We start from the raw sequence: 13,291 nt of genomic DNA on the forward strand, positions 1-13,291 counted from the left end.
ATTACATTAAATCTACCTGTTTACTATGCATTTTGTATGATTTTATGACATAATGTTGAAAAATACTCAACGATTGTTAACATAAACTTAACATTGGCAATCAGGGGATTAGTTATCTTTGTCCACAATTAACTCAAAGTATAATTAAAAAAGCAATTTATGAGGAAGCATTTACTTCTTTTATTATTATTAACCGGTTTTACATTCCTTATAAACAGGAATGCGGCTGCCCAGGGTGTTACCACCGCAAGCATTAACGGTATCGTTACCGATGCAAAAGGTGCTATCCCGGGTGCAACTGTAACCATTACACACGTGCCAACCGGTACGGTGTATGCAACTGTTAGCCGTTCGGATGGCCGGTTTAACATCCCCAACTTAAGGGTTGGCGGTCCGTACACCTTTAAAGTAAGCTTTATTGGTTACAAAACTTTTCAGCAGGATAACATTACCTTGTCTATCGGCCAGGATCAAAAGCTTTCTGCAGCGCTTGAGGATAATACAGCTACTTTAGGCGAAGTAAAAGTAACAGCTTCGGGAAGTAAAGTAATTAACTCTTCACGTACCGGCGCCCGCGAAACTATTAGCCGCCAGCAAATTGAAAGCTTGCCTACCATTAACCGTTCATTATCTGATTTTACCAAACTTACACCATCTGCAAACGGTTTAAGTTTTGGCGGCCGTAGCAGCGGTTACAACAACATCACTGTTGATGGTGCGTTGTTTAATAACTCATTCGGTTTATCAGGTACTTTGGGTGGCCAAACAAGTTCACAGCCTATTTCATTAGATGCGATTGACCAAATCCAGGTTGATATTGCTCCTTATGACGTTCGCCAGGGTAACTTTACAGGTGCAGGTGTTAACACTGTAGTAAAATCGGGTACCAACGAATTTAAAGGTACTGTTTATGATTACATCCGCAGCACCGGTCTTACCGGTTACCATGCAGGTGTAACCGACATTGTTAAAACGCCTTTTAACTATCACCAGGATGGTTTAAGCATTGGTGGCCCAATCATAAAAAATAAATTGTTCTTCTTTTTATCAGGTGAGCAGGAAAGAATCAGCGCACCGGCTACCGCATACGTAGCTGCTGCCCCGGGCGTAAGTGGTGCAACTGTATCACAGGCTGATGCTGCAACGTTAAACTCTATCTCTGATTACCTGAAATCAAAATATAGCTATGATCCGGGTGCTTACCAGGGCTACAGTTATACCACCCACAGCGATAAAATAACTGTTAAACTGGATTGGAACATCAATAAAAATAACACTTTAAGTGCTAAATATTTTTATTTGAAATCGTACAAAGATCAGCCTGCAAGTAACTCAGGTATTGTTGGTATCAGCAATACAACCCGCGCTGCCGGTGTTACTACATTGCCTTTTTACGGATCAGGTTACCGTATCAACAACAACTTTAACATCGGTATTATCGAGTTAGATACCCGTATCAGCAATTCATTCTCAAACAGGTTAACTGCCGGCTACTCTGCACTGCGCGATTACCGTGCATCATTAGGCGGCGCTAAGATACCTTTGGTTGATATTGGTAACGGTGTTTATGATCCATCTACAGGTAAAGAAACTACCGCGTCGGCTGTTACAACCAGCTTTGGTTATGAGTTATTTACAGCAAATAACTTATTAAGCACAAACATACTTCAGTTTTCTGATGATTTAACTTACTATGCAGGTAAACACGAGTTTACCGTGGGTATTACAGGCCAGGCACAACGTTATACTAACGGTTTTGCTCCAAATTACAATGGCTTATATACTTATAACTCGGCTTACGATTTCCTGAATGGCTTACCGGCTACTCAGTATTCAACCCGTAACTCGGCATTGCCGGATGGTTCGTTTCCTTATGCCAAAATCAACGCTTCTATATATAGCGCTTACATACAGGATAAATGGCACGTTACTGATAACTTAAGGGTGACTTACGGCTTACGTGCTGATTATGACGTATTCCCAACAACCTTACAGCAAAATGCTAATGTACCTCCTTTAACATTCCAGGGCGGTATGCATGTTGATCCATCGGTATTGCCTAAAAACAGGGTGCAATTATCACCACGTTTAGGTTTTAACTATGATGTATTTGGCAATGGTACTACACAACTACGTGGCGGAACAGGTTTATTTGCCGGTACTGTTCCATTCGTATGGATATCTAACCAGGCATCAAACAATGGTGTATTATTTGGTTCATACTCTGTAACCAAAGCCGCCACTCCAACTGATCCACGTTTGATTTTCAACCCTAATGTGGATGCTTACCGCGCTCAGGCAGGTGCTGCAAATACATCTTACGAGTTGGATATTGCCGATCCTAAATTGAAATATCCTAAAATCTGGAGGTCAAACTTAGCTATCGATCAAAGACTGCCAGGTGGTATCATTGCTACATTAGAAGGTTCATATACAAAAGATGTTAATGCTATTTACCACCAAAACCTGGTACTATCTGATGGCTATTCAACATTAGCCGGTGCTGAAGGTCAAATCCGTTACGATTCAAAAAACACAACTCCTGCCGCTGCTGCTGCAACTGCTGCAAACCCATCTATCACCGGTTTGTATTACATGACCAATACCAGCAAAGGCTATTCATACTTTGTTACCGCTCAGTTACAAAAAAGCTTCAGCAATGGTTTATATGCTAACGTAGCTTACACTCACACTGGTTCAAAAGATGTTAACGATGGTGGTTCAACAGCATCAACTATCTGGAGCACCCGTTACGTGGCAGGTAATCCTAATGCCGATAACCTTTCAAATAGCTCATACGTACAGCCAAACAGGGTAATTGCTTCATTCTCATACAAGCATGAGTACTTTAAACACGCTGCAACAACCATCGGTTTAATATTTGAAGCTGCTAACAATGGTGCTGTATCATACATTACCTCGGGCGATCCAAACGGTGATGGCGCTACCAACGATTTAATGTTCATCCCTAAAAACAAAGGTGACATCACACTGGTGCCAAATGATGCAAAAGACTTGCGTACAGCAGATCAGCTTTGGAGCCAGTTAAATAACTTTATTAACCAGGATCCATACCTGAGCAAACACAGGGGCGAATATGCTCAAAGGAACGGTGCTATATTGCCAACCTTTAAAAGAGCCGATTTACACATTGCACAGGATTTCTTTGTAACTGCTGGTAAAGTAAAAAACACGATTGAAATATCTTTAGATATCATCAATATTGGAAATTTACTTAACCGTAACTGGGGCGTTTATCAAAACTCATTTACCGGTTTCAGCAACGGTTCATCAGCTGTTACCAAATACATGGGTACTATCACCAATGCAGCCGGTCAAAAACAAGCTACATACTCATTCCCGTATCTTGATGCAACTAACTTAGTTCCGTTGCAATCATCATACAAAGCCGATATCAGCCAGGCTTCACGCTGGCAGGCTCAGTTAGGTTTACGTTATATATTTAACTAATAACATCTAACTATAAAAACAAAAAACCCGGCCAATTTTGGCCGGGTTTTTTGTTTTTATAGCGTATTAAACTATTTGCTTATCCCTTATAAGTTTTAAACAACTTATCCCATATGGTGGTATAAAAGCCATAATTATAATGGATATTTAAATGATGGTTATGATGAAATGATGATGTGCCGAGGTATCGGAAAGGGATAGCTTTCCTGATAGCCGCGGGGATAGGCTCGATTCCTAAATGCCCCATAATGCCAAAAAAAACATTTACTGTAAGGTAGACCAAAATCGCATAAAAATTTAAATTAAACATGGCGATTATGATAAGCCATAATGAACCAAAACCGATAGTTTCTATAGGATGCAGCACAAAAAGATCAATGGGGATCGGATCGGCGTAATGATGATGGAAACGGTGGATAGCTTTGTAAATAACCGAATGATGGATAACGTAATGGAAACTAAACATGGCCAGATCCATCAGCATAAATAAAGCCACGAAATCAACCAGGATAAACCAATTGATTGCAAAGTTCATCGCAATATAACCATGCTGCCAAAGCCAAAAACCGGCATAGGTTATGGCTGTATTAATTAAATTGGTAAGCAGACAAATCAATACCTCGTTGCGTGATGCCGCTTTTACCGGCTTGCGGTTAAGTTTGAGTACAAGGTAACCAAAGGCTAGAGTCATTGCGGTAACCAGCAGGTTTTCGGTCAAAAATATGAGCCATAAGTTAAATGGTGGCTGTGCCGACAGAAACCTGAGCATAGGGAGATTTAACGGGCGCGGTGCGGGTTACCCGGCTCGCGATTTTGGTAATTTATTTGTGTATGATCATCGTGTTTACACGTGCAACAGCCCGTTCTAAGTCACCCGATCCCCGCAACCCGATCCTCGAGCCCGTTTACTCGTACTCAAACACCCCAAACTCCGATGTTACGGTTACCTTTTTAGTGTCGGCCTTTTCTACCCGGCCAATAACCTGTGCGTCAACGCCAAAACTTTTGGAGATGGCTATCAAATCATCAGCTACTTCTGAAGGCACATAAAGCTCCATCCGGTGGCCCATATTGAATACCTTGTACATTTCCTGCCAGCTGGTTTTTGATTCCTGCTGAATGAGTTTAAATAATGGAGGAACAGGGAAAAGGTTGTCTTTTATAATATGCAGCTCATCAATAAAGTGCAGCACTTTGGTTTGCGCACCGCCACTACAATGTACCATGCCGTTAATCTCACTTCGGTATTTATCAAGTATGGCTTTTATAATAGGTGCATAGGTGCGTGTGGCACTTAATACCAGTTTGCCTGCGGTAATGGTTTGGCCGTTGCCGATATCAACCAGGTCGGTAAGATTTTTACTACCGCTGAAGATGAGGTCATAGGGGATGGCTGGGTCATAACTTTCGGGATATTTATCGGCGATGGTTTTGTTAAATACATCATGACGGGCAGATGTAAGCCCGTTTGAGCCCATACCTCCGTTGTATTCTTTTTCGTAAGTGGCCTGGCCATATGATGCCAAACCCACAATAATATCGCCCGGTTGGATGCGGTGGTTTGAGATAACATCGGTACGCGGCATACGGCAGGTAACGGTAGAATCTACAATGATAGTGCGCACCAGGTCGCCTACATCGGCAGTTTCGCCACCGGTTGAGTAAATGCCTATACCGGCATCGCGCAGTTCGCTTAAAATTTCTTCGGTGCCGTTTATAATGGCGGCAATAACTTCGCCGGGTATCAGGTTTTTATTGCGGCCTATGGTAGATGATAGCAGAATGTTATCTGTAGCGCCCACACAAAGTAAATCATCAAGGTTCATGATAATTGCATCCTGTGCAATGCCGCGCCATACTGATATGTCGCCGGTCTCTTTCCAGTAAGTATACGCTAATGACGATTTTGTGCCCGCACCGTCAGCATGCATAATATTGCAATACGCGTCGTCGTTGGTTAATATATCGGGGACTATTTTGCAGAATGCTTTTGGAAATATGCCCTTATCAATGTTTTTAATGGCATTATGTACATCATCTTTAGAGGCAGATACACCCCTTTGATCATATCTTTGCGAAGAAATCATGGGCAAATATACGCACGAATTACGCGAATTTTATACACCAATTGCACGAATTGAATTGAACAGACACGAATTAATGAAGTCCGGATTTTATAAGTAGAATGAATTTTAACGAATGATTATCAAATTTTATAACTTGCAGTGTGTGGTGGAATTGGTGTTAATTCGACCTAATTGGTGAAATTCGTGTTAAAAACAATCTCCTATAAAATAAACCGCTGGCGCCTGAGGCGTAATAGCCAACGGAACTTTTTAATTTATTGTAGTGTGTTTGTCGGCTTTTTTGGCGGCCTTGCTGCCATTGTCTTAAAATTCCTGGTGCATTTTATAGAGGATGTAAGCCGTAATATTTCATCGCACCTTTATTATCACATAGCCTACGTTTTTTTGCCCGCGCTTGGCATCTTTTTAGCGGTAACCTGGCAGCATCTGGGCAATCGCGATAAAATTCAAAAGGGGATAGGTAGTATCCTGGCCAATATCAAAAAGAACCGGTCGAACATCAGGCTCAATAATATTTACTCACATATTGTAACCAGTTCGTTAACGGTAGGTTTTGGCGGCTCGGCGGGGTTAGAGGCGCCTATTGTAGCTACAGGCGCTGCCATAGGCTCAAACGTGGGCAAGTTTTTTAAGCTTACGCCTTATGAAAAAACAGTACTGCTGGCCGCTGGCGCATCGGCAGGTATCGCGGCGGTATTTAACAGCCCCATTGCGGGGGTGCTGTTTTCGTTAGAGATATTGATAGGCGAAATTACCATCCCAACTTTTATTCCTTTGCTCATTGCATCTGCAACGGGGGTTGTAGTGTCCAAGTTATTATACTCGGGGCAGTTATTCCACCTGGTTACCGAGGGTTGGGTAGTTACGGCTATTCCTTTTTACATTCTGCTGGGCCTGTTTAGCGGCTGGATGGCCATATATATTAATAAAGTTGGGGGTAAGCTGGAGGGCGGTATTCTTAAAAAACAAAACAGGTATGTGCGCGCGCTTTTAGGCGGTTTGTTCCTGGGCCTTATTATTTTGGTGTTTCCGCAATTATTCGGCGAAGGTTACCATTACCTACAGGCTATTTTAAATGGCAATATTGATGCGCTTAAAGACGAATCATTATTTGCGGGCTGGCTGTCAAACCAGTGGTTTATGCTCGTTTTTATCATCGCGCTGGTTTTTATGAAGATAATTGCCAGCGGTATAACCCTTGGCTCGGGCGGCAACGGGGGCTCGTTTGCGCCCACCATGTTTACCGGTGCATTTTTAGGGCTAACAATAGCTTATGGGGTAAATCTTACCGGGCTGATACATTTAAACACCGTTAATTTTATAGCAGTGGGCATGGCCGGCGCGTTAAGCGGCGTAATGCATGCCCCACTCACCGCCATATTTTTGATTGCCGAAATTACCGGGGGGTATGTATTATTTATTCCGCTGATGATTGTATCATCTATATCCTACATCATATCGCGCGTTTCTTCGCCTCACAATATTTACTGGCAACACCTCATTCACGAAAAAGATATCCACCCGGGCCAGGATTACAGCATGCTGAACGCGATATCACTTGATAGTATCATCAATAGGAAATATACCGCGGTTGACAAGCAAACTACCGTTAACGATTTTTATAAGATACTTGCGGTAACGGATGCCAATATATTCCCGGTACTTAAAGAGGACGGAAGATTGGAAGGAGTAGTATTGGTTGACGATATACGCCGCCGCCTGTTTAACCAGGAGATAGCAGACGAAACCATTGCCGATATTATGACGGTACCACCAACAATAATTGATTACGAACAACCCGTCAGCAGCGTGATGGAAACTTTTGATGCCATTGATGTATGGCAGCTGCCGGTAGCAAAGGATGGCTTATTCATTGGCTTTATATCCAAATCGGCCCTGCTAAGTAAATATCGGGAGGTTATTATTGCACAGCATAAGGCGAGTGATTTGTTTATCTGAAATATACCGGGATGTAAAATAATTGTTCCCGGCAAAATGAGCGCGATAAAGGAAATAGCACCGACAAAACATTTTTTTTCGGGGTATTAGGGCCTGGCGTTTTGCATTAACGAACTGTTGAACTTAACAATAAGTGCAAACAGCTCTTTGTATTTATTTAAGGGTAGCGTGGCGCTGATATCAAATACGTCATGATAAGCTTTTATGCCGCCCATGGTGTAAATAAAAAATGCCGGTACCCCTTTCTCGGTAAATAAATAATGATCGCTATTGGCAGCTTTGCCACGTTTGGCTACTTTAACAAAATAGTGGTTATCGTTATTTATCTGCTGCATGGCGGCAAATTCCTGCGGATAAACGGTGGCGTTTACCACGGTGATCCCTTCAATGCCGGTACCGTTCAAATCAAGGTTAATCAAAAAACGGATCTTCTTTAAATCTATCAGAGGGTTTTCGGTAAAATATTTTGAGCCCAGCAAGCCAGCCTCCTCACCCGAAAAAGCAATAAAGGCCATGGTATAGGGCTGTGGGTTTGCCGCGTAATATTTGGCCAGGCTTAGCATCTGCGTTAGGCCGCTGGCATTATCATTGGCTCCGGGGAAGTATGTATTGCTGCCCATGCCGCCTAAATGGTCGTAATGGGCGGTAATCACTATCATCGAATCGGGCTTAACCGTTCCCTTTACTATTCCACAAACATTGGCTGTTTTAAAATCGGGGATGAGTTTGTTTTCTATAGCTACAGTTAACGAAGAGGGTGCCTGTTTCAGCGCCTTTTTATCAACCTGTATCACTGTAAAATCCAACGCCTTGCCTTCAACCGACCAGGTAAGCTTATCCTCTAAAGATACAATGACACGGTTTTGTTTATCAACAAAATGAGTGCTATCGGTTTGTTCCAGCCTGCCTGTGCCTGTTACGCCACGGCTATCGGGGCTCACAATAAACTCTTTGCCGGGGATAAGCTCAACCCCGTTGATGGCCACATCCATTTTACCGGGGAAAATATTAACCGGGTAACTAAACTCCTGCAGGTAATTTTTGCCCGCCATTGGTTTTACCCCATAGCTTTTAAACTGTGCCGATATAAATGCCGCAGCCTTATGCACGCCATCATGGGTATAACCACGGCCCCAAAAATAGGGAGAAGTAAGGGTATCTACCAGTTTACGGGCAAACACGCTGTCCTGTGCAAATGTGGTGCCCGATATAAAAAGCAACAGCAGGGTAAGTTTAAATTTCATTTATAACGATGCAGGTAAATGTTATTGTGGCAGCAAATTATAGGAAATGCTACATAAAACTGTCAGCCTCCCTGTAAGCTTTTATCAAAGCCAGTTCCCCATCTTTTCCCTGCCCGGCGGTACCGTGTTCCATGCCTAAAACGCCGCGATAGCCCTTGTTATAAATGTGTTTGAATATATTTTTATAATTTACCTCGCCGGTGCCAGGTTCTTTGCGGCCGGGGTTATCGCCAATTTGGTAGTAGCCTATTTCGTCGTAAACCAAATCAAGGGTAGGGATAATGTTGCCCTGGTTGCGCTGTACGTGGTACATATCATACAATATTTTGCACGACGGGCTGCCCACGGCCTTGCAAATGGCGTAAGCCTGGTCGGGTGTACGCAGGAAAAGATCGGGGTTATCGCTTAACGGCTCAAGCACCATGATAACGCCGTGGGGCTCTAAAATGGCGGTGCCTTTTTTAATAGCTTCTATCACATTGCCGGTTTGTATTCCAATGGGCAGGTTGCGCACAAAATCGCCGGGTACAACAGTTACCAGTTTGCTGTTGATGCGTTTGGCTATTTCTACCGCCTGTTTGCACGATGCAATAAATTTCTCTACCTGGTCGGCCTTGCCGGATGCCAGCATGTTGCTATCATTGCCCAAACCTGGCTGAACAAATACGCCCATAGTCATGCCCAGTTTAGCCAGCGTATCGCCTATTTTTTTCTGCTCATCCTCGGTACGGTGGCTCATGCCATTATCTTCGATGGAGCGAAAGCCTTTATCGTATGCAAATTTTATCTGCTCAACAAAATTATCGCCGGCATGGTTTTTAAACATCCCATCGTGAATGCCATAATTAAGATTGAAAGGCTTATCGGCGGCGGTTGTTGCCACACCAGCCGGATCGGCACAGCCGGTAAGTGTAGCCGCATTTAATACACCGGTACTTAATAATGATGCGCCCGCAAGCATCGAGCTTTGCACAAAGTTTCTGCGTTTCATAGGCCTGAATTGGTTTGAGCAGGCAAGATAGTTTTATTGAAGGCAAAATTCAACAATAAAAAATCAAAAGTGGATGTATAGGCAATCAGGAAGACCAGCAGTTAAAAAAACGGATACGTTTTACAAATTTTATGAAAAAGATGTAAGTTGTAATCGACTAACATGATAAAAAATAAAAGAGGCTGCCCCGGGATAGGACAGCCTCTTTTATTTTTTTAGGCCTGTATTTATTTACCTGTTAAGGCAACGTTGAATTTGCCATCGGTGATAGCTTTAACTTTACCAGAACCTGCGGTAACATTACCTTTAAATGTACCCTGTATGTTAGTCGAGCTGATAGATGTTACAGTTACGGTTACTATTTTGGCGCTAATGCTATCGTCGTTTAAATAGTCGTCGGTATCGTTGGGCGCATATAAAAGTAAAGGCCTGTCGCTTACTGCTGCAGCTGTCGAGGTATACGTTTTACCTGCCGTGATGGTACCATTAAGCGTTATCGAAATAACCGCTTTATTTGATGCTGTACCTTGAACGTTGGTGAATTTTTCGCCGCCTACGGTACCGGTTATTGCAAACGCGTTGTTAAAAGTTGTGGCGGTTCCGTCGATGCTGGCAGTAATTGTTGTTGATATTACGGTATTGTCTTTATCCTTTGAGCAGGAGTTTAACGTAATTACGCCAATGGCAAGTGTTAATAAAAAAAGGCTCTTGATCTTTTTCATTTGTTGCAGGTTTAAGTTTAATTTTTAATATTTAATAACTCCGGCGAAGATATTTAATAATAATGGAAATAAATTACATTTTAAGTTAAATATTCGTGATGCTATTTGTTAGATAATAAATTATTGATTTGTCGAAATCTCAATGCCCTTCCCCCGGGTTTTTCCATCCATTGTTTGCCGCCTGGCTAACCAGGCATCAGTAAAAGCAAAAAAATATTCCCAATTCACCGGCTTTAATCCGTTGTTTACCGACGAAAACCGGGCTTACATCTAATTGGCCAAAAACAGCTGTAACGTATGGGAAATGGGGGCGTCTTATTGGTGTATTCAAAATAAACAAAACACAATTACTTGACAATCAAAATATTAATATCATGAAAACTACATTATTCACCATCGCTGCTTCATTGCTTTTAGTAGCTGGTTTATCAAATTCAACCTTTGCATCTACAAAAAATACCCAAACTGTTGCCACCGTATTAACCGATGTAAGCAACATCAACAAAATCGAAGTTCGCGGTAACGTTGAACTTTATGTATCGGCCGGCGCCACTGACCAGGTGAAGGTTTACAACAAGTACTACGCCGAGAGCGCCCTGGTACAAAGCTCAAAAGGCGTATTGCGTATTACATCATACAGCAACGAAAAATTAGTGGTTTGGGTAACAGCAAATGATCTGGCGGCTATCAGCGCTTATGACAATGCCGAAGTTAAATCATTCGGCAACCTGTCTGCCATCGAAATGGAAGTTAGCCTGCATAACAATGCTACCGCTAATTTGAAACTGGATGTTTATACTGCTACTGTAAACACAAGCGATAAATCAAAAATTGAATTATCGGGCACTGCCGAAGTTTATACTTTAAACCACAATACCCAATCAAGCGTAAACAATAACAAATTTATTGCCCAGGCCTATACCGATAAAGTAACCAACAGCCCCGCCAAACAAAACAACGACTTAGCGGGTATCTAAATCTCCTAAGACTTTGCAAAAGTCCATCATATACTACTACATGAAGCTATCATTTATATATGATGGCTTTTTTTGTTTTGAGGGGGACTAAGAATAGTATCGGGTATCAAGTCACAAGTATCAAGACAGCTGCAAGCCCAGGTGATCCCAAAATCTTGATACTTGCGACTTGATACTATCCTTGATACTTTAAAAATATTTCCTCCATTCACCGATGATTTCACCACGTTCGCCGATGAAAACCGGGTGTACATCTAATTCATCAAAAACGGCTGTAACGTTTTAAAAATGGCGGCGTCTTATTGGTGTATTTAAAAATAACACAATACAATTACTTGACAATCAAAATATTAATATCATGAAAACTACATTATTCACCATCGCCGCTTCATTAGTTTTAGTAGCTGGTTTAACAAACTCAACTTTTGCATCTACAAAAAATACTCAAACTGTTGCTACCGTATTAACCGATGTAAGCAACATCAACAAAATCGAAGTTCGCGGTAATGTTGAGCTTTATGTATCTGCCGGCACTGCCGATCAGGTTAAGGTTTACAACAAATATTACGCATCAGGCGCATTGGTACAAAGCTCAAAAGGTGTACTGCGCATTGCATCATACAGCAACGAAAAATTAGTGATTTGGGTTACTGCAAATGACCTGCGCGCCATCAGCGCTTATGATAACGCCGAAGTAAAATCATTTGGCAAACTATCTGCCATTGATCTGGATGTTAACCTGAGCAACAACGCTACTGCTAAATTAGATTTAGATACCTATAACACCAATGTAAACGTAAGCAACAATGCTAAAATTGAACTTGCAGGTACTACAGAAGTTTATACCCTTAACCATAACCTGCAATCAAGCGTTAATAACAACAACTTTACAGCCACCACTTATACCGATAAATTAACCGGTATCACATCTGCCAAAAACGAAAACGAGTTAGCCGGTTTGTAATTATATAAGCATCAGTAACTTTTGCAAAAGTCCATCATATATTCTGAAAAGCTATCATTTAAAATATGGTAGCTTTTTTTAATTTTGATGTAACATCTCTGTCCAAACCAACGTCAAAAAAAAATCAAAACACTATGAAAAAATTTAACCTGAATATTGCAGCTTTAGTTGCCATTGTTGTATCTATAAGTATATTTTCATCATGCCGCTTTCATTGCGTGCGTGGTTCTGGTAACATGACCACCGAAAACCGCCAGGCCGAAGAATTTACCAAGGTAGATATTGCAGGCGCTTTTAAAGTGATTTTAAAACAGGATAGTTCGCTAAAAATCAGCATCACCGGCGATGATAACCTACTTAAATACGTATCAACTTCTGTTGAAAACGGCGAGTTACGTATCAAATCAAAAAAATCTTTTTGCGACGATCATATCGAGATTACCGTTGGTGTTCATAACCTGAAAGAAATAGGCGCATCGGGCGCGGTTGAAGTATCATCAGACGGAAAAATAAATGCCGGTGATTTTAAATTCGATTTATCCGGCGCTACCAAGGTAAACCTTGATCTGAATGCAGCCAACGTAAAAACAGAAAGCAGCGGTATGAGCGAATTAAACCTGAAAGGGCAGGCGGCATCGCATAACGTAGAATCAAGCGGCGCCACCAAGATTAACGGCTTTGAATTTGTGGTTGGCGATTATGAAATTAATACTTCGGGTGTAAGCAACTGCAAAATCAATGTATTAAAAACGTTGAAGGTGCACTCCAGCGGCGCTTCCGAAATTGAGTATAAAGGTTCGCCCGCAACCGTAAATAACGATAAATCTGGTGCATCAAGCATAAAAAAAGTCGACTAATGTCAACATTAAATTGAAA

Annotated in this window: 10 protein-coding genes; 5 read left to right on the forward strand and 5 right to left on the reverse strand. The window is 41.8% G+C overall.

All coding sequences use genetic code 11. From position 1 onward, the window contains the following. Nucleotides 1-159: 159 nt before the first annotated feature. Nucleotides 160-3,471, forward strand: coding sequence for a TonB-dependent receptor (locus ACFGVS_RS28510; protein ID WP_439696545.1), 3,312 nt, complete (start codon nt 160-162; stop codon nt 3,469-3,471). Between the two features lie 79 nt (nt 3,472-3,550). On the opposite strand, the gene ACFGVS_RS28515 is transcribed toward ACFGVS_RS28510, so the two are convergent. Together ACFGVS_RS28515 and ACFGVS_RS28520 are read right to left on the reverse strand one after the other, a co-directional pair. After that, nucleotides 3,551-4,240, reverse strand: a complete 690-nt coding sequence (locus ACFGVS_RS28515; RefSeq protein ID WP_439696546.1) for a sterol desaturase family protein — start codon at nt 4,238-4,240, stop codon at nt 3,551-3,553. Nucleotides 4,241-4,376: 136 nt separating this feature from the next. After that, nucleotides 4,377-5,558 carry an AIR synthase related protein gene (locus ACFGVS_RS28520; protein WP_439696547.1) on the reverse strand — a complete coding sequence of 394 codons (1,182 nt, stop codon included), beginning with the start codon at nt 5,556-5,558 and terminating at the stop codon, nt 4,377-4,379. Nucleotides 5,559-5,822: 264 nt separating this feature from the next. Between ACFGVS_RS28520 and ACFGVS_RS28525 the strand changes: the two genes are divergently transcribed. After that, nucleotides 5,823-7,517 carry a chloride channel protein gene (locus tag ACFGVS_RS28525; protein WP_177183806.1) on the forward strand — a complete coding sequence of 565 codons (1,695 nt, stop codon included), beginning with the start codon at nt 5,823-5,825 and terminating at the stop codon, nt 7,515-7,517. 86 nt (nt 7,518-7,603) lie between these two features. Here the strand turns inward: ACFGVS_RS28525 and ACFGVS_RS28530 are convergent, their stop codons facing one another. The 3 genes from ACFGVS_RS28530 to ACFGVS_RS28540 form a co-directional block, all read right to left on the reverse strand. Beyond that, nucleotides 7,604-8,761 (reverse strand): M28 family metallopeptidase, encoded by a 1,158-nt coding sequence (locus tag ACFGVS_RS28530; protein WP_439696548.1) that lies wholly within the window; start codon nt 8,759-8,761, stop codon nt 7,604-7,606. Nucleotides 8,762-8,810: 49 nt separating this feature from the next. Continuing rightward, a complete protein-coding gene (locus tag ACFGVS_RS28535; protein ID WP_090648444.1) occupies nt 8,811-9,752 on the reverse strand; it encodes a hydroxypyruvate isomerase family protein in 942 nt (313 codons plus the stop codon). A gap of 227 nt (nt 9,753-9,979) precedes the next feature. Further along, nucleotides 9,980-10,474 carry a hypothetical protein gene (locus tag ACFGVS_RS28540; RefSeq protein ID WP_439696549.1) on the reverse strand — a complete coding sequence of 165 codons (495 nt, stop codon included), beginning with the start codon at nt 10,472-10,474 and terminating at the stop codon, nt 9,980-9,982. Between the two features lie 374 nt (nt 10,475-10,848). Here ACFGVS_RS28540 and ACFGVS_RS28545 point away from each other — a divergent pair, with 374 nt between their 5' ends. The 3 genes from ACFGVS_RS28545 to ACFGVS_RS28555 all read left to right on the forward strand — a co-directional run bounded on the left by ACFGVS_RS28545 (nt 10,849) and on the right by ACFGVS_RS28555 (nt 13,272). Further along, complete coding sequence (locus tag ACFGVS_RS28545; RefSeq protein ID WP_439696550.1) at nt 10,849-11,451, forward strand: GIN domain-containing protein; 603 nt, start codon at nt 10,849-10,851, stop codon at nt 11,449-11,451. A gap of 358 nt (nt 11,452-11,809) precedes the next feature. After that, complete coding sequence (locus ACFGVS_RS28550) at nt 11,810-12,415, forward strand: GIN domain-containing protein (protein WP_439696551.1); 606 nt, start codon at nt 11,810-11,812, stop codon at nt 12,413-12,415. A 134-nt stretch (nt 12,416-12,549) separates the two neighbouring features. Continuing rightward, nucleotides 12,550-13,272, forward strand: a complete 723-nt coding sequence (locus tag ACFGVS_RS28555) for a head GIN domain-containing protein (protein ID WP_439696552.1) — start codon at nt 12,550-12,552, stop codon at nt 13,270-13,272. Nucleotides 13,273-13,291: the final 19 nt, after the last annotated feature.

This window comes from Mucilaginibacter sediminis, from assembly GCF_051903035.1.
In the GTDB taxonomy this organism is placed as follows: Bacteria; Bacteroidota; Bacteroidia; order Sphingobacteriales; family Sphingobacteriaceae; genus Mucilaginibacter.